This window comes from Bacillus luti (assembly GCF_001884105.1).
In the GTDB taxonomy this organism is placed as follows: Bacteria; Bacillota; Bacilli; order Bacillales; family Bacillaceae_G; genus Bacillus_A; species Bacillus_A luti.
In genome coordinates this window covers 1-20,671 of sequence record NZ_MACI01000010.1, presented here as the reverse complement: position 1 = coordinate 20,671, position 20,671 = coordinate 1, and the positions used below count along the sequence as shown (strand labels likewise).

The window sequence follows — 20,671 nt, the reverse complement described above, 5'->3', positions numbered from 1 at the left end:
TAAAGGAAAGGATTAACTTGTTTCTTACTATAAAGGGAGAGTGTGAATTTCATGTGAACTCCTAGTGAAATTAAGACAAATTATTTGACTTCTTTTACTTTTTGTAAATTAAAATAGAATACAACACTATTAGCCGTATTATATACACCGTACTCGGCATGATGGAGATCCAAAATATTTTTAACAATAGATAACCCAAGACCGGTACCTCCAGTATGGCGGCTACGAGATGCATCTAAACGATAGAAGCGATCCCAAATTTTTTCAAGACTTTCTTCTGGTATGGGATTTCCTGTATTTTCGATTTCGACTTTTACTGTATCTTCCGTTTCTACAACAGAGACTTGTATTTTTTCTCCATCAGGCGTATAACGAATGGCGTTGCTTAGTAAGTTCACAACTACTTGCTCAATACGACTACGATTCGCTTTCACATAGATGGAAGAGTTTACATCGACATCCACTTGTAAATGCTTTTCCTCCATACTAAATAATAACTTTGTATAGACTTGTTGAATTAATTCACCGATTGAGAATGTTGTCATTTCTAGTTTGTACGTACCAGATTCTAATTTTGCTAATTCTAACATTTCTACAATTAGTCTGTTCATATTTTCTGTTTCTTCTAAAATAACATCTGTATAATACGTCGTATCTTTACTAACGCCATCTTTAATCCCTTCGGCGAAACTTCTAATTACACTAAGTGGTGTTTTTAATTCGTGTGATACACCAGAGATGAATTCTTTTCGTGTCTTTTCCAATTGGCGTTCACGTTCAATATCTTGTTGTAATTTTGTATTGGCAACATTTAATCGATCGATCCGGTCTTTTAAATTTACTGACAATGTATTAATACTGCCAGAAAGTCCGCCGATTTCATCGTCTGCTGTAACTGGTAATTTCTCGCTAAAATCAAAATTAGCCATTTTCTTCGTAACGCGATTAATCTTAATTAATGGCTTTACAATGATTTTTGAGTAGTAGAAGGATAACAAAATAATTACGAGAAACACGATGATTAAGGCATAGACATAATAGTCTTTTAAAACGAGCATAGCTTCATTAACAGGTTGCAAAGATGCTATTGCAAAAGCATATTCTGTAATCTTTCCGTTTTCCATAATAGGTTTTACAAAGATACTATTTTTTATATTCTCTCCGCCATCTAATATATAAGTGTTTAATTGCTGGGAGTTAGAAGTGCCATCCCTAATAGTACCTGCAAAAGATTGAACGGCTTGTAATGTTTCAAAATCATTTGCAAGACGAACCTCAGCTTTTGAAGGGAGTTGTAACTTAGAGATAACACCAGTAAACACAATTTGAGTAGTAGTTTTATATCGGCTTGTAAGTTTATTTTTAGAAGGATTACCATTTATTGATTGGAAATCTGAATTGACATGTTCGTTTCGCCATCGATTATAATTTGTTGTTAATTCTAGTGGTGTTATTATATTACCCTGTACGAATCCAGCTACATGAATCATTCCATCTTTTTTCAAACCCAAATTTTCAAATTTATTATATTCTTCAGGTGTTAAAAGATTATTGAGTGGGATAGAGTACGTTTTGTGATTGTTAGTATTAATTACATCAATGTAGAAATTGTTTTCGCTTTTAATAATGCCGTTAGAATCTAAAAATTGCATGTCAGCATTGGTTTTATCATGAAATTCTTGTTTAAGTTTTCTAATTTCCTCATAACTTTTACCACTTTTTTCGTAATTGTCTATGAATTTTTCAAAAGCGGTTTGAACGGTTTTTACTTTTTTATTAATATAAAATTTTTCTAAAAATAAAGATTGTCCTAGGAAAAAAAGGAGGAATATGATTGTAAATAATGTTGACGTTAATAAGAATAGTTTAAAGACGATACTTCTGTTTTTCACTGCGTCACCTCTTATGAGAAATACTGTAAATGATTATTTTATTATAGCAAACGTGACAAGAAAGTAGAGTGGAGAAATCTGTCTCTTCCTAAAGTAGTTTTTTATAAAAAGTCACATAAAAAGAACTCGCCAGACGTATGACAAGTTCTTTAGTGTGTTATTGTTGAATTGCTGCATCTAAAGCGATTTCAATCATTTCGTTAAATGTAGTTTGACGCTCTTCAGATGTTGTTTCTTCGCCAGTGAAGATGTGATCGCTTACTGTTAATACAGATAAGGCATTTACACCATATTTCGCTGCTAATGTGTAAAGAGCAGTTGTTTCCATTTCTACTGCTAATACACCGTAATCTCCAAGCTTTTTAACCATGTCCATGCTTTCACGATAAAATACATCTGCTGTTAAAACATTACCAACACGAACGTGTAATCCTTTTTCAGTTCCTGCATCGTAAGCTTTCTTTAAAAGATCAAAGTTTGCAGCTGGTGCAAAGTCAAAACCTGGGAATGTTAAACGGTTCATATTAGAATCAGTGCAGGCTGTCATTGCAATAATAACGTCACGTACTTTTACGTCTTTTTGAATCGCACCACAAGTTCCAACGCGAATTAAATTTTTAACCCCGTAGCTTTGGATTAATTCGTTGACATAAATAGAAATAGAAGGAACACCCATACCAGTACCTTGAACAGATACTCGTTTTCCTTTATAAGTTCCAGTGAATCCTAGCATACCACGTACGTTGTTATAGCAAGTAACGTCCTCTAGAAATGTTTCAGCGATATATTTTGCACGTAATGGATCACCAGGTAATAGAATAGATTCAGCGATTTCACCTTGTTTTGCTTCAATATGTACACTCATGAAAAGTCCTCCTTATAATGTATTGATAGAAATCAATATCATTTGCATTATACACTACGAATCCTCTCAATTAAAATCTTTTTATAATTTGTAATATGTGCAAACTAGAAGGATTTCATAAATCATAATCTAGAATATATATGTAAGAAGTTTTGTATGGATAAGACAATAAAAATGGTAGGTGATGTTTTGAAGAACCTTTTCATTGGACTTGTTGCTTTGTTATTTATTGTAGCAGGAGGATTTTACATAAAAAAATATCAAGAAACCGTAGAGACGGTAGGAGATGTTCAGGAAGTAAAATGGGATGTGTCAAATGGAAAGGGAAATGAGAAAGTTGATATTTTGTTTCAATTACGAAATAAAAACAATAATGAAGTTCGTGGTGTGAATGATCAAATTAGGGCAGTTATTGTAGATGGACAATTAAAACAGGTACAACAAATGAAACCTGCATTTGCAGGGAATGGATCATATAAGCTATCTTCCAAAATAGCGAAAGATGAAGAGTATACAATATTTTTATATGAAGAAGAAAATAAGTCCGTAGAATCATTCGCTAAGAAAAATTTTGGGAAAGAAATAGAGGAGAAAAATAAGAAAAAGGTGAAAACCCCAATCGATAGTGTACTTACAAAAAAAATAGGAGAATATGAAGTTTCTCTTTTATTTGGTGCATTGCATCCGAATGAGCCTGCGACGTTAACATTTCAGTTTCAAGCAAAAAAGGGTGTGAAATTGAAATTACATTCAGAGAGGGGCGAAGTAGAGTCTCTCTATATCGTGGATGATAAGAGGGAAAACTTTTTATACGCTATACCTGTTGATACAGAAGAGCAATTACAATATCGCATTACATTTCCTGTAGAAGGAACATATAAAATGTGGGGAACTTTCTATATCAATGGCAAGAAATATGAGAAGGAGTTTATTGTACAAGTTCAAAAACGAAAAAACAGCTAAATGTTTAGCTGTTTTTTCGTTTTCCTATTAATTTTGTTACAGAGAGCATTGTAATTGGTAAAGAATGATTCTTTCTAAATGCTAAATATTTACCGCTCCATGCTGGCTTATATTTTTCTTTAAAATGTCGTAATCCGCTGAAGCTATACGTATAACGAACATTATTAAAGATGGCAGCGGCAACTCGTTCAGACCAAAACGATTGTGTTGATACACCAACATTTGAAAGTGGTGCCATCCCAATATTAAAGGAGTGGTAGTCATTTTCTTTTGCCCAGTGGAATAAGTGAATGAAAATGGCATCCATAATACCGCTAGGCGCATCTGGATAATAACGCATTAAATCAACAGACAATGATCCGTCTTGATATACGGGCATAAAGGTTGTGAACGCGATGATTTGTCCTTCTGCGTCAGATAATGTAGCGATAGGCGCGCGGCTAATATACTCACGATCGAAGTATCCGAGTGAAAAACCTTTTTCTTTTTTTCCGCCGAGCCATGCATCTGAAACTTTCCGTAACTCTTCAAATAATTCGTCTGAGAATGGTTGCTCATGAATAGAGAATGTATAGCCTTCTCTTTCAAAACGGTTGAAAGTCGCTCGCATACCAGCGCGTTTCTTTCCTGTTATTGTAAATGTATTTAAATCAACGACAGCTTCTTCACCAAGCTTAAAGAAGTTATAACCAAAATCATGATATAAACTCATCCATTTACTTTCGATTTGATAGAATACGCAAATGTATCCAAATCGATCAGCCTCAGCTAAAAACTCTTGCAACACAGTACGATAGGATGATGAATCACCAATTGGATCACCTAGTACAACAAGACGTTTCCCGGTTATGGAGAAGAGAAGGAGCGCTTTCCCATCACTACTGAAGAAGCATTGTTTATCTCCTAAGAAGCCTAAATGACTAAGTACATTTCCACCATGTTCATCTAAAAAGTTTTGTAATCTTTTATCGTTAGCTGGTTGCCCGGGAAATTCATTTCGATAACGATTGGCAATGAGTGAGCCAATCAGTAAAAAAGTAGGAACGAAAAAGGCAGCGGCTAATGCACTTCGTTTCACTTGTGTAATGTTACGAACGACAAAATCAGGTTTAAAAGCTTCTTTTGCACTTGCAAATAAAACGCCTAAATATTTATATGAATATAATGTTACTAATAAGAATATAAAAACTTTTACGATATCAGAAAGTGAAACTTCCATTTTCTCGCGTACAAACCTTTTTCGAAGCATATATAATACAGCGAGTACGATTAATAAAATAAATGTTTCCTCAATATCAATTCCTTTTAGTGTATTAAAGATAGCTGCTCCAATTAACGAAACAATCGTCATATAATAAGAACGTTTTGTTCCGTAATATATCCCCCGTGAGAGGATTAGGAGGAGAATACCGAATGTTAGCGATAAGCTAAAAGAAAATTGAATAAGATATTTTGGTGCTAGAATATGTAAGGCGTGTGCCCGGTTTATACTTGTTGGTAGAATGGTCGATAAAATAACCATTAACCCAGCAAAAACTGTTAAAGCAGCAGATGCCCATGAACCTAGTTTTCCTAAAAAGTCACGCTGCAAAGTCCATATAACACCAGTTGTTTCTAATGCAGGCGCAATAAAAGGCTTGTCTTCAAACTTTTTAATGGCCACTCCAGTCATTTCAAAAGCTGCAAAAATGAGACCAATGCAGAACGGTAAGATGTAATAGACGAGGCGATATAATAACATAGCAGGCAGTAATACACCAGTATCAATGCCATATTGTCCTAGTCCAGTTAAGAAGACAAGGTCAAATGAACCAAGACCACCAGGAACAAGACTGACGACACCAGCTAAAGCAGCAATGACATACACACCTAAAAACTTTTGAAATTCGATATCAATTCCAAATAAGATTAAAATGACGTACATAACAATACCAGCAGATACCCACTCGACTAATGATACTAATGAGTATAAAACGGTTGGATTTTTCTCTTCCTCTTCTTGTTCTTCGGTTTGCTTTGTTTTTCTATTTTTAAGTTTAGAAAAGCCAATATATATAGGTACGAACAGAGCAAAGAAGATAATAACGGGCCAGAGCCACGGCTTTTCATGTAAAATAAAGCGAGTGTCTAATATTCCGATAAGACCGAGGAATGAAAGAATGGCCAATCCGTTAATAAAGGCAGTTGTCATCCAGGCAATACTTTTAATAAGCTTTCCATTTTCTTTTATGTATGGACGATACAGCATTGTGCGTACACCAGCTCCAACGAGACCGCCAAATCCGATAAACCCATTTAAAGTATTAGCAATCCATGAGATACGGAAAATCTTTTGGACAGGTATATCAGCCTTCAAGTAACGAAGCATCACATAGTCATAAAAGAACATTGTGGATACAGCAAATGCACCAAGTGTAATTGCTAAAAAGACTCCTCCAGTTGGAATGTTTTTAATTGTATCAATCGCTTCTAAGAAAGAAATGCCTGCCAATTCTTTTTTTGCTTGAAAGAATACAATTGTTAATACAACAAATGGGAAGATTATTTTCCCGATTTGTAAGAAACGTTTCCATGAAAACGACATAAATACAACTCTCCTTGTATAAGAAAACTGAGACAATAATATTATTATGACAAACTTCAAGAAAAATAAAAAGGTAAATTCCTGTATAGGGAAGCTATTTTTTATATAGGTATATTTAAAAGAATATTTTGTTTATTAGAAAATTAAGTTAGAATAAAGTGAAAGACGGAAGAGAGGGGAAACAGATGATTATAATAGGTTATGCAGGGTATGAATTAGAGAAAGCAAAGCCTAATACATCAGAAGATTTTTTTAATAGATCTGAAGTGACATATATATTAAATGGTAAGGAGAAAACTTTTTCGGTTTTATACCTTCGATATTTTGAAGAAGTTTTACAAGAAATTACTCCTTTTGAAGGAAATCCAGTATGTAAAGTAGAAGAACAAGACATATATTTACGGGATATTGTAGCGATATCTTGTTTAGTAAAAGATAAGGAACTTCGCGCACAAAAACGTTTATATCTCAATAATATAGAAGAATTTAAGCAATATTTTAATGAAGAAACAGTGGTGGAAGTACAAGAAATATTGGCTGAATTACATAAAAATAAAAGAATAGAAATTGCGTGAAATTGCAAAGGAGAGAGAAGAAATGTCTAATTTGATGGTTGAAAATCAAACAGAACAAGTTTCTATATTTTTAGAAGATGTTATTACTTCGATAACCAATTATGTAAATTATCATACGTTGCCTTCTTTATTAGAAGAGACACCGGCAGGGAATGAGCAATATTATAAAGGGTTATTAGCATCAATAAGACGTCTTCTCGTTTTTTGTGAAGAAGGGCATGATGCGTGTTTTGTTTTGTTGAATAACCAGCCATTTCGAAAAATAGCGGCTGAAAAAATTTTGTATAAAATTTATCATCAAGTAATTGCAGAGTTCTTTTCACCAAAGAGCGATCATTGGTATGAAAATAGTCGTTCTGCATATACAGGGAAAAATTCTATCGTTTTTCAACAAACGCCACCTGCATCTATAGAGCAAGTAATGAAGAATTTAGAAGGTAAATTTCAATTGATGCGTGAAGAACTAGAATATTATGAAACGGATTACCAAACAAAGATGTTACACAAATATTAATTGCGAAAAAGAAGCTAGGGGGACTTAGCTTCTTTTCCTTTTGTAGAGTTATATAAGGGATTTCCTTTGAATATATTTAAGGGGATAGCATTAAGGAGGTGTAACATGAGTCAGCAAGGTGTATTTACAGATTACTTTCATGAAGTAGAAAGCTGGTGTGAAAGTGTTCTTCACGTATTAGATAGCCGTGCAATGGAAGTGTATGATGTCCATATGCTTGCTTATAAAATTCAAACGTTATTAGACCGTATGAAAGAGCATGAGTACGATACAGATGCAGAGTTTATGTATGAAATAAGTGATGATGTAGAACATATTCAGCATCATTTGCAGGAAGTGTTCGTGCAGGAAGAAGAGGAATATGAACTATATGAAAGAGGGGATAGTGAACGAGCTGTTCCAATTGGAGGACACACACTCCCGCCATTACCTTATCCGTATAATGCGTTAGAACCGTATATTTCTAGAGAAATTATGATGTTACACCATGATAAACACCATCGTAGTTACGTGGAAGGACTAAATAAGGCAGAGAAAATGATGGACGAAGCGAGAAAAACAAATCAATTTGATTTGATTAAGCATTGGGAAAGAGAAGCAGCTTTTCATGGATCAGGTCATTACTTACACACGATATTTTGGAATAACATGAAAAAAGATGGTGGCGGAAGTCCAAGAGGGGCTCTTTCACAACAGATTGAACAAGATTTTGGGAGTTTTTTACGTTTTCAAAAACATTTCACAGAAGCAGCTTCTAAAGTGGAAGGGTCAGGATGGGCGATCCTCGTTTGGGTACCACGATCTGGAAGGTTAGAAATTTTGCAGAGTACACTTCATCAATTGTTTACACAATGGGATACGATACCGATCCTTGTACTAGACGTGTGGGAACATGCGTATTATTTACAATACCAAAATCGAAAAGATGAATATATTAAAAATTGGTGGAATGTTGTAAATTGGCCTGATGTAGAAAAAAGATTTGAAAGTGCGAAACAAATAGAATGGACACCGTATTAGACGCAGGTTCCCTGCGTCTTTTTTATTGGAAGGAGAAGGAGATTTCGTTCATATTTTAAAAGACCAAGCATACACTTGTACAAAAAGTGCCAAAAGGACGTGGGGGGAAATATGAGACGAATTTGTGTAATAATTACGCTTCTTATTATGTACGCAAGCGTTATGCCAATTCCTACATATGCAAAGATGAACAGTAATGTCAGTGCTCGAAATGCTGTATTAATGGAGCAACAGTCAGGTCGCGTATTATACGGAAAAGCTGAGCATGAGTCACAAAAGATTGCTAGTATAACAAAAATTATGACTGCCTTGTTAGCTGCTGAATCAGGAAAAATGAAGGAAATGGTCGCGGTTAGTAATGAAGCAGTGAGAGTAGAAGGCTCAGCAATTTATTTGAAGCCTGGACAGAAAGTAAAGTTAGAGGATTTAGTATACGGACTTATGCTTAGATCTGGTAATGATGCAGCACAAGTAATTGCTGAAAATGTAGGAGGGAGTATAGAAGGGTTTGTATATTTAATGAATGAAAAGGCGAAACAAATTGGAATGAAAGATACTCACTTTTCAAACCCGCATGGCTTAGACGGAGATGGATCCCATTATTCGTCGGCTTACGATATGGCACTTTTAACGAAGTATGCAATGGGGAACGAAACCTTTAAGAAGATTTTTGGAACAAAAACGTATAAATCAGATTCGTGGGATTATCCGTGGAAAAACAAACATAAACTTGTGACGTCTTATTATGAATTTGCAACAGGAGGAAAAACAGGCTTTACGAAGAAAGCAGGACGGACGCTTGTTACAACAGCATCAAAAGATGGACTAGATTTAATTGTCGTAACTTTGAGCGCTTCTAGCGATTGGGATGATCATATGAATTTATTTGATAAAGGTTTTGAACGTTTCAAGCAAACGAAAGTTTTAGGACAAGGAGCGTTGGCTGAAATAAATGAAAAGAAATATGCGAATCATGTTTATACGAAAAATAGTTTTTCTGTGCCTTTAACTGAGGAGGAAAAAAAGAGCGTAGTATTAAAAGTTGAACTCGATAAAAGTGCAAAACTTACGGATGGAGTAAAGGTTGGAAAGACAGACGTATATGTTGGCAATGAGAAGGTTGGAGAACGGAATTTATTTTATAGTAAACGGAAGTTAGTAGCTACAACGGGAATGTACTGGAATAATGTGGAAGAAATTTTTTCTTACATGATAGGTGTTGGGAAGGATGGTTAATCTCGTCTGGGCAGCGATGGCAGTTATTGGGATTGTGTACGCTATGATAAACGGAACGATGGAAGAAGTGACTAAAGCCGTATTTGAAGGGTCAAAAGACGCGGTAACAATTTGTATAGGACTTATTAGTGTTTTAGTATTTTGGCTCGGTTTAATGAAAATTGCAGAAGAAGCAGGGTTGTTAAAAAAATTAGTCACACTTTTTATGCCAATAGTAAAAAGGTTGTTCCCAGAAATACCGAAGGATCACCCATCAATGGGATTTATTTTATCAAATATGATGGCGAACTTTTTTGGATTAGGTAATGCAGCGACCCCTCTTGGTATTAAAGCCATGGAACAACTGAAAGAATTAAATGGTGGGAAGGATTCAGCAAGTCGTTCTATGGTGACGTTTCTAGCATTAAATACATCAGCTATTACGTTAATTCCAACTACCGTCATTTCGATTCGAATGACATATGAATCAGCAAATCCTACTGAAATTGTTGGGGTAACATTTATAGCACAAGTGTTATCAATGATTGGAGCAATTTGGATTGACCGCTATTTTTACAGAAGAAGGAGTAGAAAGGGGCGGAAAAAATGAGTATTGTAAATACAATTTCATTATGGGTCATACCGTGTGTAATTGGATTCATCCTTTTATACGGCACGATAAAAAAAGTTCCGACCTATGAATCGTTCGTTGAGGGAGGAAAAGAAGGGATTCAAATTGCAGTTTCGATTTTACCATTTATGGTTGGAATGCTTGTGTCGATTTCAATTTTTCGAGCTTCAGGTGCATTAGATGCGATGATATCTGTAATGAAGCCGATGTTAGATTTAATTCATGTCCCAGCAGAAATTGTTCCACTAGCACTTATACGCCCGATTTCAGGATCAGCTGGTTTAAGTATTACGACCGATTTAATTGCCACATATGGGCCAGACTCGTTTATTGGAAGGTTGGCTTCTACGATGCAAGGGAGTACAGATACGACTTTTTATATTTTAACAGTATACTTCGGCGCTGTTGGTATTAGAAAAATGGGCGATGCATTAAAGGTAGGACTGTTTGCTGATTTAATCGGAATTATATGCTCAATTGTGTTCGTTTCTCTATTGTTTCAGTAATGCTATTCATTTTTTATGCTATTTCGCTTATAATACGTATACGACCACTATTAAGGTGTTGCTTAATAGTGGTTTTTTTATGCGGTATTTTTGACAAAATAATGAACTTTTATTGTGAGCAATATGAAAAATATGGACAATAATAAAAGGTAAAAACATGATTTAACCTTTATATGTTTATTATCATCGCTATGTTGTTTAAGTAAGATGAGGCGAAAAGCCGTAAAGCGTATGCGGTTGCCAAGTCTTTCTAATGTAAGGTAAGATAAATTCGAGGTGAAAAAAAGAAATGGAACGATTACAAAAAGTGATTGCGCAAGCAGGTATTGCATCGAGAAGAAAGGCTGAGGAATTAATTCAGCAAGGAAAAGTGAAAGTTAATGGAAAAATAGTGAAGGAGTTAGGAACGAAAGTAACTCCTCAAGATAAAGTAGAAGTAAATAACATCCCTCTTGAAAAAGAAGAACCTGTTTATTTTTTACTATATAAACCAACTGGCGTAATTTCGAGTGTATCAGATGATAAAGGAAGAAGTGTTGTAACAGACTTTTTCCCTGAAATTACACAACGTTTATTCCCAATCGGACGCTTAGACTATGATACGTCTGGCGTATTATTAATGACAAACGATGGGGACTTCGCAAACGTGTTAATGCACCCTAAGTATAAAGTTGAAAAAACATATGTTGCAAAAGTGAAAGGGCCATTAACAGGTGAGAAAATTCGCATGTTAGAACGTGGTGTCATGTTAGAAGATGGAAAAACAGCACCGGCACGTGTGAAAATTATTTCTTGGGACAAGCGTAAAGAAATGGCGATTGTACAATTAACAATTCATGAAGGACGTAACCGTCAAGTACGTCGTATGTTTGAAGCGTTAGATTGTAAAGTAGTGAAACTAAAGCGTGAACGTTATGCTTTCCTAGAAGTAGGAAGCTTGCGACCTGGTGATGCGAGAGAATTGACACCACATGAGGTGAAACAATTACGTGCATTGGCTTCTACAAAGCCAAGATAAGCTTATAGAGTTAAAATTTCACCAGTAGAGTGCTCTGCTGGTGATTTATTCAATACAACATTTACAGAAGATGTTACATATCATTTACCGAGGAGAGGAGAGGTAATATGAAGAAAAATCGCTTATTATTTCGTGTTATTATTCTGCTCATTTTAAGCGGTGCTGTAGGATTTACACTTTATCAAGGATTCTTTGCTGATAAAGAGAAAATGCAAATCGGAAAAGAAGCACCTAACTTTGTTGTGACGGATTTAGAAGGAAAGAAAATTGAACTAAAAGATTTAAAGGGAAAAGGTGTATTTTTAAACTTTTGGGGAACTTGGTGTAAACCTTGTGAAAAAGAAATGCCTTATATGAATGAATTATATCCAAAGTATAAAGAAAAAGGCGTTGAAATTATTGCGTTAGATGCAGACGAAACGGATATCGCAGTAAAGAACTTTGTCAACCAATATGGTTTGAAATTCCCAGTTGCCATTGATAAAGGTCAAAAGATTATTGGGACATATGGAGTAGGACCATTACCGACAAGTTTTTTGATTGATAAAGATGGAAAAGTAGTGGAGCAAATTATAGGTGAACAAACGAAAGAACAGTTAGAAGGATATTTAAAGAAAATTACGCCGCAATAAAGAAAGCCTTTACATACGAGGTGCATACCTATAGTGCCTCTGGTTTAAAAATTCTGAGTATTGCGGTAACTTGAGGTTAGAATATACAATAGTACATATAGATACAGGGGCGGTGAGAGTGTTGAAAGAAATTAAGTGTGAATGTGGACATGTTAATCCGATAGGAACCGTTTTTTGTGAAGCTTGTGGGAAACCATTTGAAAGCAGTGAAAATGTAAAACTATTGGATATGCGCTATGAGGGGAGTGCTCGAAGATCTCTCACGCAGACAAAGACGGTAGTCGATAAAATTTGGAGTTTTTTCTCTTCTGTAAAAGTGGGTGTATGGCTCATTGTAATCACTTTAGCTGCATCGGCGATTGGAACTATTTTTCCGCAAGAAATGTACATAACTCCAGGGATTGCACCAGCTGAATATTATAAACAAGAATACGGATTTTTAGGGCAATTATACTATCAATTAGGATTTAATAATTTATACGGTTCATGGTGGTATATGATTTTAATTGCTTCTATCGGTATTTCACTTGTGATCTGTAGTTTAGACCGCGTCATTCCACTTTATAAAGCTCTAAAAAAACAAGGGGTGAAAAGACATCCTAGTTTTTTAAAGAGACAAAGGTTATATGGGACTGGTACGCCGCAAGATGGTGACCTTGAAAGAGTGCAAAAGAATTTAAAGAAAGCGAACTATAACGTGAAAGTGGAAGACGGTAACATTTTAGCTGAAAAGGGACGGTTTTCACGCTGGGGTCCATATGTGAATCATATCGGTCTTATTATCTTTTTATTCGGTGCGATGCTTCGTTTTTTACCAAGTATGTACGTAGACGAAGCACTTTGGTTACGTGATGGTGAAACGAAAGAAATACCAGGGACAGATGGTCAATACTATTTAAAAAACGAGAAGTTTATAAAGGAAGTTTATGATAAGAGTAAAGACAAGGAAGTTTTTGATGAAGCAATTGATCGTGTAGGTGATAAAATGATTGCGAAAAACTTCCAAACGAATGCTGTATTATATAAAGCGGTCGGCGAAAATATAGCAGGACAAAAACCGAGACTAGAAAAAGTAAAAGAAGCGGAAATTCGAGTGAATGAACCGCTGAAATTTGATCGATTTGCCGTTTATCAAGTCGATTATAAAGAAAGTGAATTTAAAAGTATGTCCTTTAACTTGCAAAATAAAGAAAGTAATCAAAAGTGGGGACCGATTAAAGTAAATTTAGCGAATCCTACAGAAAAATATGATTTAGGAAATGGTTATTCTCTAGAACTATTAAGTTATTTCCCTGATTTTTATTTTGACGAGAATGGAAGACCGAACACAAAAACGAAATTACCAAACAATCCTGCATTCGTCTTTAAAATGTTTACGCCTGAAACACCAGATGGTGAAGTGAGTTTTGTTGGTATTCAGCAAAATATAGAACCTGATGGGAATAACAAATATAAAATGTCCTTTGCAGGTGTGGAAATGCAAAATGCAACAGCACTTACTATAAGGAAAGATTTAACGCTTTGGATTCTCGGTATTGGAGGATTTATATTTATGGTTGGTGTGATTCAAGGGATGTATTGGAATCATCGCCGTATTTGGATACAACGCGTTAATGATGAATGGTGGATTGCAGGACATACGAATAAAAATTGGTTCGGTTTAAAGAAAGATATTGAAAGAGTAATAGAAGGTACAGCAATTCCGCAGCCAAGCGATAAAGTAGTCGATAAAAAAATTAGTTAAGGTGGGGAAACGATATGGTGCAAATAAGTAGTAACTTTCTCTTTACCGCATTTATTTTATATTTAATTGCAACTCTATTTTTCGGGGGAGCAATTAAAGAAAAGGGTCATAAATGGGCAAATGTAGGAATAACGATTACAATTTTAGGGTTTATTGCACAAACAGTATATTTTGTTACAAGATGGATTGCATCAGGACATGCACCAGTGAGTAACTTTTTTGAGTTCGGTACATTTTTCGGCATGATGCTTGTCGGAGCATTTATTGTCATGTATTTTATGTATCGTGTAAGTATTATCGGACTCTTTGCGTTACCAGTTGCGCTTTTATTAATTGCCTACGCGAGTATGTTTCCGAGGGAAATATCTCCGCTTATTCCATCTTTAAAAAGTAATTGGTTACATATTCACGTGACGACTGCAGCAGCAGGACAAGCGATCTTAGCAATTAGTTTTATTACGGGCGTTATGTATTTATTAAAAAATGTAGATCAATCAGTGAAAAGTAAACGTACATTTTGGTTAGAAACGGTCGTGTTCACACTTGTTTGTACAGTTGGGTTTATTGGAGTCACAACAGTATTTTCTAGTATGAAATATGAAGCGAAGTTTCAATGGATTGATAAAAATGAACAACAAGTGGAAATGAAGTACAATCTTCCGGCTTTAGTGGGGCCACATGAAGGAAAGTTACTGACAGAAAATAAATTAGAGCCGACAGTTGAAGTTCCAGCGATTGTAAATGCGAAAAAATTAAATACTGTTATTTGGTCAGTGTTAGTCGGAACATTACTTTATCTTGTATTAAGACTTGTTTTACGGAAACGAGTATCAGCAGCACTTCAGCCGCTAGTCAAGAATACGAATAGTGATTTACTAGATGAAATCGGATATCGCTCTATTGCAATTGGATTCCCAGTTTTCACATTAGGTGCATTAATTTTTGCGATGATTTGGGCACAAATAGCGTGGACACGTTTTTGGGGATGGGATCCGAAAGAGGTTTGGGCGCTTATTACTTGGCTCTTTTATGCTGCGGTATTACATTTACGCCTATCAAAAGGATGGCACGGAGAGAAGTCAGCGTGGTTAGCGGTAATTGGTTTTGCAATCATTATGTTCAACTTTATTGTAGTAAACTTAATTATCGCGGGTTTACATTCATACGCATAGAGAAATAAAATAGGAGAGTGAATGTCACTTTCCTATTTTATTTTTGTCAACTTTTCTTCTTTTTTGAGAAAAACATGACAAAGTAGCGGTTGATTTTGTAAAATGATGTCGAGGACATTATATACTGTTCAAAAAAAATACATAGTTTTGGAAAAAAATTGAACAAACTTTATTATTCTTGTGAAGCATAATATGGAAAGTGAAACATTTAGAAGATTGCTTAAATAAACGAGAATAGCGCAACATAATAGTGTAGAAGGGTAGGTGTGAACCGTTGTGGTAAAAGTACGCAACGGGTAAAAATGGAAAATGAATCAAGAATTTTAATTGTAGACGATGAGGATCGTATTCGTCGTTTGTTAAAAATGTATTTAGAGAGAGAACAATACACAATTGATGAAGCAGACAATGGTGATACAGCTTTAGAAATGGCACTGCAAAATGATTATGATTTAATCCTATTAGATCTTATGATGCCTGGTAAAGATGGTATTGAAGTGTGCAAAGGGGTTCGTGAGAAGAAAGCGACGCCGATTATTATGTTGACTGCAAAGGGTGAAGAAGTAAATCGAGTACAAGGGTTTGAGGTAGGAACTGATGATTATATTGTGAAACCATTTAGCCCACGTGAAGTAGTGCTTCGAGTGAAAGCGGTCTTACGCCGTTCTGTACCGACAACATTCTTTACACAAGATACAACGACAAAAGATGTTACTGTGTTCCCTCATTTAACAATTGATAATGATGCACACCGTGTAACAGCAGATGGTAATGAGGTGAACTTAACACCGAAAGAGTACGAATTACTATTATTCTTAGCGAAAGCGCCTGATAAAGTATTCGATCGTGAGCAATTGTTAAAAGAAGTATGGCAATATGAATTCTTCGGAGATTTACGTACAGTTGATACGCATGTAAAGCGTTTGCGTGAGAAGTTAAGCAAAAAATCACCAGATGCTGCGAAGATGATTGTTACCGTTTGGGGCGTAGGTTACAAGTTTGAGGTTGTGAACGACTGATGCTTTGGAGAAGTGTAGTAGGGAAGTTATGGATGACCATATTACTTCTCGTTTCGTTTGTACTTGGATTTGTTGCGATTTTACTTTCACAGTTTTTTAGAACATATTATGTTGATATGAGTGAAGCTAGGCTTCAAAAAGTTGCAACAAGTGTTTCAGAGTTAATTGAAGAAGGTGCGGATGTAAAAACGATTGAGAATATCGCGTACAAATTCTCTGATCCACTTTCAAGGATCATTATTGTAGAAGATGGTAAAGAAATATCTTCTTCGCCGAAACAAGAAGGGTTAGTCACTCTTACAATGGATGATTTGAAAGAGGATAAAGAATTAGCGGCTGTTTTTACAGACAAAAAAGAAATTAAGAATAACATTAGAAAAGCTTCTAATAGTAGAAAGAATAAAAACACTGAAAATGATATTATGATTGTCGGAAAACCAGTACAGTCAAAAAATCAAAGTGCAGTGTTCGTATACGAATCTTTACAAGTACCGATACAAGGTATGGAGAGAACGACTGATTTTATATTCTTATCAGCAGGGATTGCGATTATATTAACGACGTTCTTTGCATTCTTCCTATCTACTCGAATTACAGCGCCACTCCGTAAAATGCGTGAGGTTGCTTTTGAGGTGGCGCGTGGGAAGTTTGATGCGAAAGCTCCTATGGTATCTCAGGACGAGATTGGTGAGCTTGCAACGGCCTTAAATCAAATGGGAAAACAGTTGAAGTTTAATATGAACGCTCTGCAGCAAGAGAAAGAACAGTTAGCTAGTATTTTAAGTAGTATGGCAGATGGGGTTATTACGTTAAATCAAGAAGGTGCAGTCGTTGTAATCAATCCGCCAGCTGAACATTTCTTACAAGTTTGGCAAGAAGAAAAAGAGATAGAGCTAAGTAAAAAACTACCTTCTGAACTTGTGGAACTATTCCATCTCGTTGTAGAAAGCGAACAACAACAAGTGGTTGAAATTAATTTACAAAAAGGTAATTACGTAGTTCTTATGACACCGCTTTACAACCAAACAAAAATTCGCGGGGCGGTAGCTGTATTGCGTGATATGACGGAAGAACGCCGTCTTGAGAAGATGCGTCAGGACTTTATTGCGAACGTATCACACGAGCTTCGTACACCGATGGTAATGCTTCAAGGGTATAGTGAAGCAATTTTAGATGATATTGTGCAAACGAAAGAAGAAATTAATGAATTTGTTCAAATCATTTATGATGAATCTGTTCGTTTAGGTAAACTTGTAAATGAATTATTAGATTTAGCGCGTATGGAAAGTGGTAATGTAGAGTTACATATAGGTGAAGTTGATATTCATCCTTTCGTTGAAAAAATAGGTCGTAAATTCCAAGGGATTGCAAAGGATAAAGAAGTCGCATTAACGGTTGATTTCAAAAATCCAATTGAGCAATACCCGTTTGATGCAGATCGTATGGAACAAGTATTGACGAATTTAATTGATAATGCAATTCGTCATACGAATGCAGGCGGACATGTAACGCTTGTAATTGATACGAAAAATAATGGTCTTATTTTTGAAGTACAAGACTCGGGTGCTGGTATTCCAGAAGAAGATATTCCATTTTTATTTGATCGTTTCTACAAAGCTGATAAAGCTAGAACACGTGGAAAAAAAGGTGGAACAGGACTGGGGCTTGCGATTGCAAAAAATATTGTGCAAGGCCATGATGGCAAAATTGCTGTTTCAAGTGTTGTTGGAGAGGGAACTACATTCTCTGTATATTTACCGAATCGTATAATTTAGATATGTATTTTTAAAGTTGATAATGAATAAAGTTCTGCTGTTTTTTATTTTTTTGTAAAATCAATTAAATAAATAATAGTAGAACTTTTTTCTATCTTAGTCGAATGAAGAAGAATAAGAGGGGTGTCGTAAAGCGATGAAATTATACACAAAAACAGGAGATAAAGGGATAACAAGTGTAATAGGCGGCAGAGTGGATAAAGATGATATCCGAGTGGAAGCATATGGCACGATAGATGAGGCGAATTCTCATATTGGATATGCGATGACTAAGCTACAAAGCGAGTCTTTTGGAGATATTTACAATGAACTTGAAAATATTCAACATGAACTATTTGATTGCGGGGGAGACTTGGCGATAGTAGCGGGGAAAATTCCTTATAAAGTAAAAATCGAAATGGTAGAAAGCTTAGAAAAAAGAATTGATTCGTATATAGAAGAAGCACCGCCGCTAGAGCGCTTTATTTTACCCGGTGGAAGTGAGTCGGCAGCTGCTATTCACATTGCACGTACAGTTGTAAGGCGAGCAGAACGATGTATAGTGTCTTTACAAAAAGAAGGGGAAATAAATGAAGTTGTTCTAAAGTATGTAAATAGATTATCTGATTATTTGTTTGCGGTAGCTAGAGTAATAAATGCTCGATTACAAGTGAAAGATGTGGAGTATAATCGCAGTGCAATCGTTTTTCGAGATAAAAAAGAGAAGGAAGTGGAGTGATTCACTTTCTTTTTTTTTGTATACTTTTTTCTGTAATATACCAAAATAGAGAAGGTATGGCGGTGATTAGAAAACGGAGGATGTATATGAAAGTGTTAAAATGTGGCGTCTTGTTATTGACTGTATTGTATTTATCTCAATTACATGTTTACGCAGAAGAAAATCGATGGACATGGCCCGTTGAAGGTCAGATAAGTGATTATTTTGGGACAAGAAATGGAAAACACTATGGTATTGATATAGCGGCACCGATCGGAGCGCCTGTGGCAGCCATTCAAGATGGGAAGGTTACAAAGTCTTATTATTCAAGTAGTTATGGGAATGTTGTATTTATTAAACATGGAGAATATGAGGCTGTGTATGCACATTTAAATAAGAGATATGTAGTTCAAGGGGATTATATTTCAAAGGGGGAAATAGTTGGAGAGGTAGGGAATACAGGAGAATCGCGAGGAGCGCATTTACATTTAGAAGTTCATCAAGGAAGGTGGACGATGGCGAAAAAGAATGCGATGAATCCATTGTTTGTTTTAAATGAACAAAGAAATGAAGTCGTTTCTTCATCATTATACATCGTGCAAAAAGGAGATACTTTAGTCGGTATTGCGCGGAAATTTAGTATGACAGTTAATGAAATTAAAGAAAAAAATGGATTGCAGCAAGAGCGAATTTATCCAAATCAACAATTATATGTTAAGTAAGGGAAACGTGCCGAAAGTATAAACTTTGAATAGATTTATTTTTTTAAGATTACGATAGGAAATGAAATTGTATCGATGTTTTGCCAAAAGATAGCGACTTAGCAACGAAATATTATAACAAGAGCAACTTATTTCTAACAGAAAACCGTCCCAAAATATATTTTGGGACGGCTTCTTTTACCAAAAAATAAAGACACATATAAATCCAGAAATAGCTAAGTAGCTATATAAGTAAAAGACTTTTGTTCTTGTTTTCTCATTTGTCCGAAACAGTACAATAGTCGGTTCAATTAAACCGATTGTCAGACAGAGTAGGCCAAGAAGCATACAACCAATTGAAATAGAGTACAAGGCGATTTGTGGTGCTTGAAATGGAATCATCCATTTTAATAAAAATGCAATAAGTGCAGTGTAGCAAATGCTGCCGATGTATTTATTCAAAGGTGTATTAGAACGAAAACCAGGAAGTTTTTTTAAGAAAGAGCGGGAAACAACTTCTGTTTGTAAAGTTGTATGCTCCTCGATAATTTTTTGAGCTTCTTTTCCTTTTTGGAAAAGGGATAAAATCCAGTTTCGCTCACCTTGAAAAATAAATTGAGACGTTGTCAAATAGTGATCAACTTTCACTTTATTCCAATTCTTCCATGGATGACGTTCGCACAATTTTAATTTACTTTCTGTCTTTTTATCATACTGATAAATACTGATGCCATCTTCATCGAAAGCAGCATAGTATGTCTCGCTTGAGAATGTGCCTAAATCGATTGGACAGCAGAAAAGTAATTCTTTTTTTAAATAAAAGTATTCTTTTCTTAAGTTTTTTTTCATTGCTTCTCGAATAGAGTGTCTCTTATCTTTCTTCATGACATTTCCTCCATAATTCAGAAAATGTTCTTATCTTAACAATTCAACATCTTATCACTTTTAATTATATATGACTAGGGAATTCATAAGAGAAATGCCGAATAATAAAAAATATGGGTTGTATTGTAAAATATTTCGTCATTTTTATTAGGTTATTAAAAATAAATAACTAATTTTTAATAAGTTACAATTTTTTAGTTCACAATGTTATGAGGTTGTTGTATAATGAAGGGGAAAATAGAATATCGGTCTATCTTCGGGGC

The 20,671-nt window shown here is 35.2% G+C and carries 19 protein-coding genes; 15 read left to right on the top strand and 4 right to left on the bottom strand.

Annotated elements, in window-relative coordinates:
- Positions 1-80: 80 nt before the first annotated feature.
- Positions 81-1,892: a sensor histidine kinase gene (locus tag BAQ48_RS02135; protein ID WP_071709812.1), complete on the bottom strand. Its 1,812-nt coding sequence runs from the start codon at positions 1,890-1,892 to the stop codon at positions 81-83.
- A gap of 157 nt (positions 1,893-2,049) precedes the next feature.
- Positions 2,050-2,757, bottom strand: coding sequence for a purine-nucleoside phosphorylase (deoD, locus tag BAQ48_RS02130; RefSeq protein WP_000110707.1), 708 nt, complete (start codon positions 2,755-2,757; stop codon positions 2,050-2,052).
- Positions 2,758-2,931: 174 nt separating this feature from the next.
- Here deoD and BAQ48_RS02125 point away from each other — a divergent pair, with 174 nt between their 5' ends.
- Entirely contained in the window at positions 2,932-3,720 is a 789-nt protein-coding gene (locus BAQ48_RS02125; protein WP_071709862.1) for a hypothetical protein, read from the top strand.
- 4 nt (positions 3,721-3,724) lie between these two features.
- On the opposite strand, the gene mprF is transcribed toward BAQ48_RS02125, so the two are convergent.
- Entirely contained in the window at positions 3,725-6,304 is a 2,580-nt protein-coding gene (mprF, locus tag BAQ48_RS02120; RefSeq protein ID WP_071709811.1) for a bifunctional lysylphosphatidylglycerol flippase/synthetase MprF, read from the bottom strand.
- 185 nt (positions 6,305-6,489) lie between these two features.
- Here mprF and BAQ48_RS02115 point away from each other — a divergent pair, with 185 nt between their 5' ends.
- From BAQ48_RS02115 to BAQ48_RS02050, 14 genes are all read left to right on the top strand, one after another.
- Positions 6,490-6,879: a hypothetical protein gene (locus BAQ48_RS02115; RefSeq protein ID WP_071709810.1), complete on the top strand. Its 390-nt coding sequence runs from the start codon at positions 6,490-6,492 to the stop codon at positions 6,877-6,879.
- A 22-nt stretch (positions 6,880-6,901) separates the two neighbouring features.
- Positions 6,902-7,393: a YpuI family protein gene (locus BAQ48_RS02110; RefSeq protein ID WP_071709809.1), complete on the top strand. Its 492-nt coding sequence runs from the start codon at positions 6,902-6,904 to the stop codon at positions 7,391-7,393.
- A 105-nt stretch (positions 7,394-7,498) separates the two neighbouring features.
- Positions 7,499-8,413: a superoxide dismutase gene (locus tag BAQ48_RS02105; RefSeq protein WP_071709808.1), complete on the top strand. Its 915-nt coding sequence runs from the start codon at positions 7,499-7,501 to the stop codon at positions 8,411-8,413.
- A gap of 111 nt (positions 8,414-8,524) precedes the next feature.
- Positions 8,525-9,649: a D-alanyl-D-alanine carboxypeptidase DacB gene (gene dacB, locus BAQ48_RS02100; protein ID WP_071709807.1), complete on the top strand. Its 1,125-nt coding sequence runs from the start codon at positions 8,525-8,527 to the stop codon at positions 9,647-9,649.
- Positions 9,642-10,238, top strand: coding sequence for a spore maturation protein SpmA (gene spmA, locus BAQ48_RS02095; RefSeq protein ID WP_000247803.1), 597 nt, complete (start codon positions 9,642-9,644; stop codon positions 10,236-10,238). The genes dacB and spmA overlap by 8 nt, the downstream gene beginning before the upstream one ends.
- Complete coding sequence (gene spmB, locus BAQ48_RS02090; protein WP_000029515.1) at positions 10,235-10,765, top strand: spore maturation protein SpmB; 531 nt, start codon at positions 10,235-10,237, stop codon at positions 10,763-10,765. The genes spmA and spmB overlap by 4 nt, the downstream gene beginning before the upstream one ends.
- A 289-nt stretch (positions 10,766-11,054) precedes the next feature.
- A complete protein-coding gene (gene rluB / locus BAQ48_RS02085; RefSeq protein ID WP_071709806.1) occupies positions 11,055-11,783 on the top strand; it encodes a 23S rRNA pseudouridine(2605) synthase RluB in 729 nt (242 codons plus the stop codon).
- Positions 11,784-11,890: 107 nt separating this feature from the next.
- Positions 11,891-12,415 carry a thiol-disulfide oxidoreductase ResA gene (gene resA / locus BAQ48_RS02080; protein ID WP_071709805.1) on the top strand — a complete coding sequence of 175 codons (525 nt, stop codon included), beginning with the start codon at positions 11,891-11,893 and terminating at the stop codon, positions 12,413-12,415.
- A gap of 118 nt (positions 12,416-12,533) precedes the next feature.
- On the top strand, positions 12,534-14,159 hold the full coding sequence (gene resB / locus BAQ48_RS02075; protein ID WP_071709804.1) for a cytochrome c biogenesis protein ResB: 1,626 nt from the start codon (positions 12,534-12,536) through the stop codon (positions 14,157-14,159).
- A 14-nt stretch (positions 14,160-14,173) separates the two neighbouring features.
- Positions 14,174-15,331, top strand: a complete 1,158-nt coding sequence (gene resC / locus BAQ48_RS02070; protein WP_071709803.1) for a cytochrome c biogenesis protein ResC — start codon at positions 14,174-14,176, stop codon at positions 15,329-15,331.
- A gap of 302 nt (positions 15,332-15,633) precedes the next feature.
- Positions 15,634-16,350, top strand: a complete 717-nt coding sequence (gene resD, locus BAQ48_RS02065; protein WP_002017976.1) for a DNA-binding response regulator ResD — start codon at positions 15,634-15,636, stop codon at positions 16,348-16,350.
- The gene (resE, locus tag BAQ48_RS02060) at positions 16,350-18,125 is read left to right on the top strand and encodes a sensor histidine kinase ResE (protein WP_084064359.1); all 1,776 of its coding nucleotides are present in this window, start codon (positions 16,350-16,352) and stop codon (positions 18,123-18,125) included. The genes resD and resE overlap by 1 nt, the downstream gene beginning before the upstream one ends.
- A 136-nt stretch (positions 18,126-18,261) precedes the next feature.
- Positions 18,262-18,843, top strand: a complete 582-nt coding sequence (locus tag BAQ48_RS02055; RefSeq protein ID WP_000781251.1) for a cob(I)yrinic acid a,c-diamide adenosyltransferase — start codon at positions 18,262-18,264, stop codon at positions 18,841-18,843.
- Between the two features lie 86 nt (positions 18,844-18,929).
- The gene (locus BAQ48_RS02050; RefSeq protein ID WP_071709802.1) at positions 18,930-19,544 is read left to right on the top strand and encodes a peptidoglycan DD-metalloendopeptidase family protein; all 615 of its coding nucleotides are present in this window, start codon (positions 18,930-18,932) and stop codon (positions 19,542-19,544) included.
- A 177-nt stretch (positions 19,545-19,721) separates the two neighbouring features.
- On the opposite strand, the gene BAQ48_RS02045 is transcribed toward BAQ48_RS02050, so the two are convergent.
- Complete coding sequence (locus BAQ48_RS02045; RefSeq protein ID WP_000710834.1) at positions 19,722-20,408, bottom strand: hypothetical protein; 687 nt, start codon at positions 20,406-20,408, stop codon at positions 19,722-19,724.
- Positions 20,409-20,671: the final 263 nt, after the last annotated feature.

Bases quoted from the DNA above. Each gene is read 5' to 3' on its own strand.
- spmB (WP_000029515.1), top strand. From the start codon at position 10,235: ATGAGTATTGTAAATACAATTTCATTATGGGTCATACCGTGTGTAATT.
- BAQ48_RS02105 (WP_071709808.1), top strand. From the start codon at position 7,499: ATGAGTCAGCAAGGTGTATTTACAGATTACTTTCATGAAGTAGAAAGC.
- rluB (WP_071709806.1), top strand. From the start codon at position 11,055: ATGGAACGATTACAAAAAGTGATTGCGCAAGCAGGTATTGCATCGAGA.
- dacB (WP_071709807.1), top strand. From the start codon at position 8,525: ATGAGACGAATTTGTGTAATAATTACGCTTCTTATTATGTACGCAAGC.
- resD (WP_002017976.1), top strand. From the start codon at position 15,634: ATGGAAAATGAATCAAGAATTTTAATTGTAGACGATGAGGATCGTATT.
- resE (WP_084064359.1), top strand. From the start codon at position 16,350: ATGCTTTGGAGAAGTGTAGTAGGGAAGTTATGGATGACCATATTACTT.
- BAQ48_RS02045 (WP_000710834.1), bottom strand. From the start codon at position 20,408: ATGAAGAAAGATAAGAGACACTCTATTCGAGAAGCAATGAAAAAAAAC.
- BAQ48_RS02055 (WP_000781251.1), top strand. From the start codon at position 18,262: ATGAAATTATACACAAAAACAGGAGATAAAGGGATAACAAGTGTAATA.
- BAQ48_RS02110 (WP_071709809.1), top strand. From the start codon at position 6,902: ATGTCTAATTTGATGGTTGAAAATCAAACAGAACAAGTTTCTATATTT.
- deoD (WP_000110707.1), bottom strand. From the start codon at position 2,757: ATGAGTGTACATATTGAAGCAAAACAAGGTGAAATCGCTGAATCTATT.
- BAQ48_RS02125 (WP_071709862.1), top strand. From the start codon at position 2,932: ATGGTAGGTGATGTTTTGAAGAACCTTTTCATTGGACTTGTTGCTTTG.
- spmA (WP_000247803.1), top strand. From the start codon at position 9,642: ATGGTTAATCTCGTCTGGGCAGCGATGGCAGTTATTGGGATTGTGTAC.
- mprF (WP_071709811.1), bottom strand. From the start codon at position 6,304: ATGTCGTTTTCATGGAAACGTTTCTTACAAATCGGGAAAATAATCTTC.
- BAQ48_RS02050 (WP_071709802.1), top strand. From the start codon at position 18,930: ATGAAAGTGTTAAAATGTGGCGTCTTGTTATTGACTGTATTGTATTTA.
- resA (WP_071709805.1), top strand. From the start codon at position 11,891: ATGAAGAAAAATCGCTTATTATTTCGTGTTATTATTCTGCTCATTTTA.
- BAQ48_RS02115 (WP_071709810.1), top strand. From the start codon at position 6,490: ATGATTATAATAGGTTATGCAGGGTATGAATTAGAGAAAGCAAAGCCT.
- resC (WP_071709803.1), top strand. From the start codon at position 14,174: ATGGTGCAAATAAGTAGTAACTTTCTCTTTACCGCATTTATTTTATAT.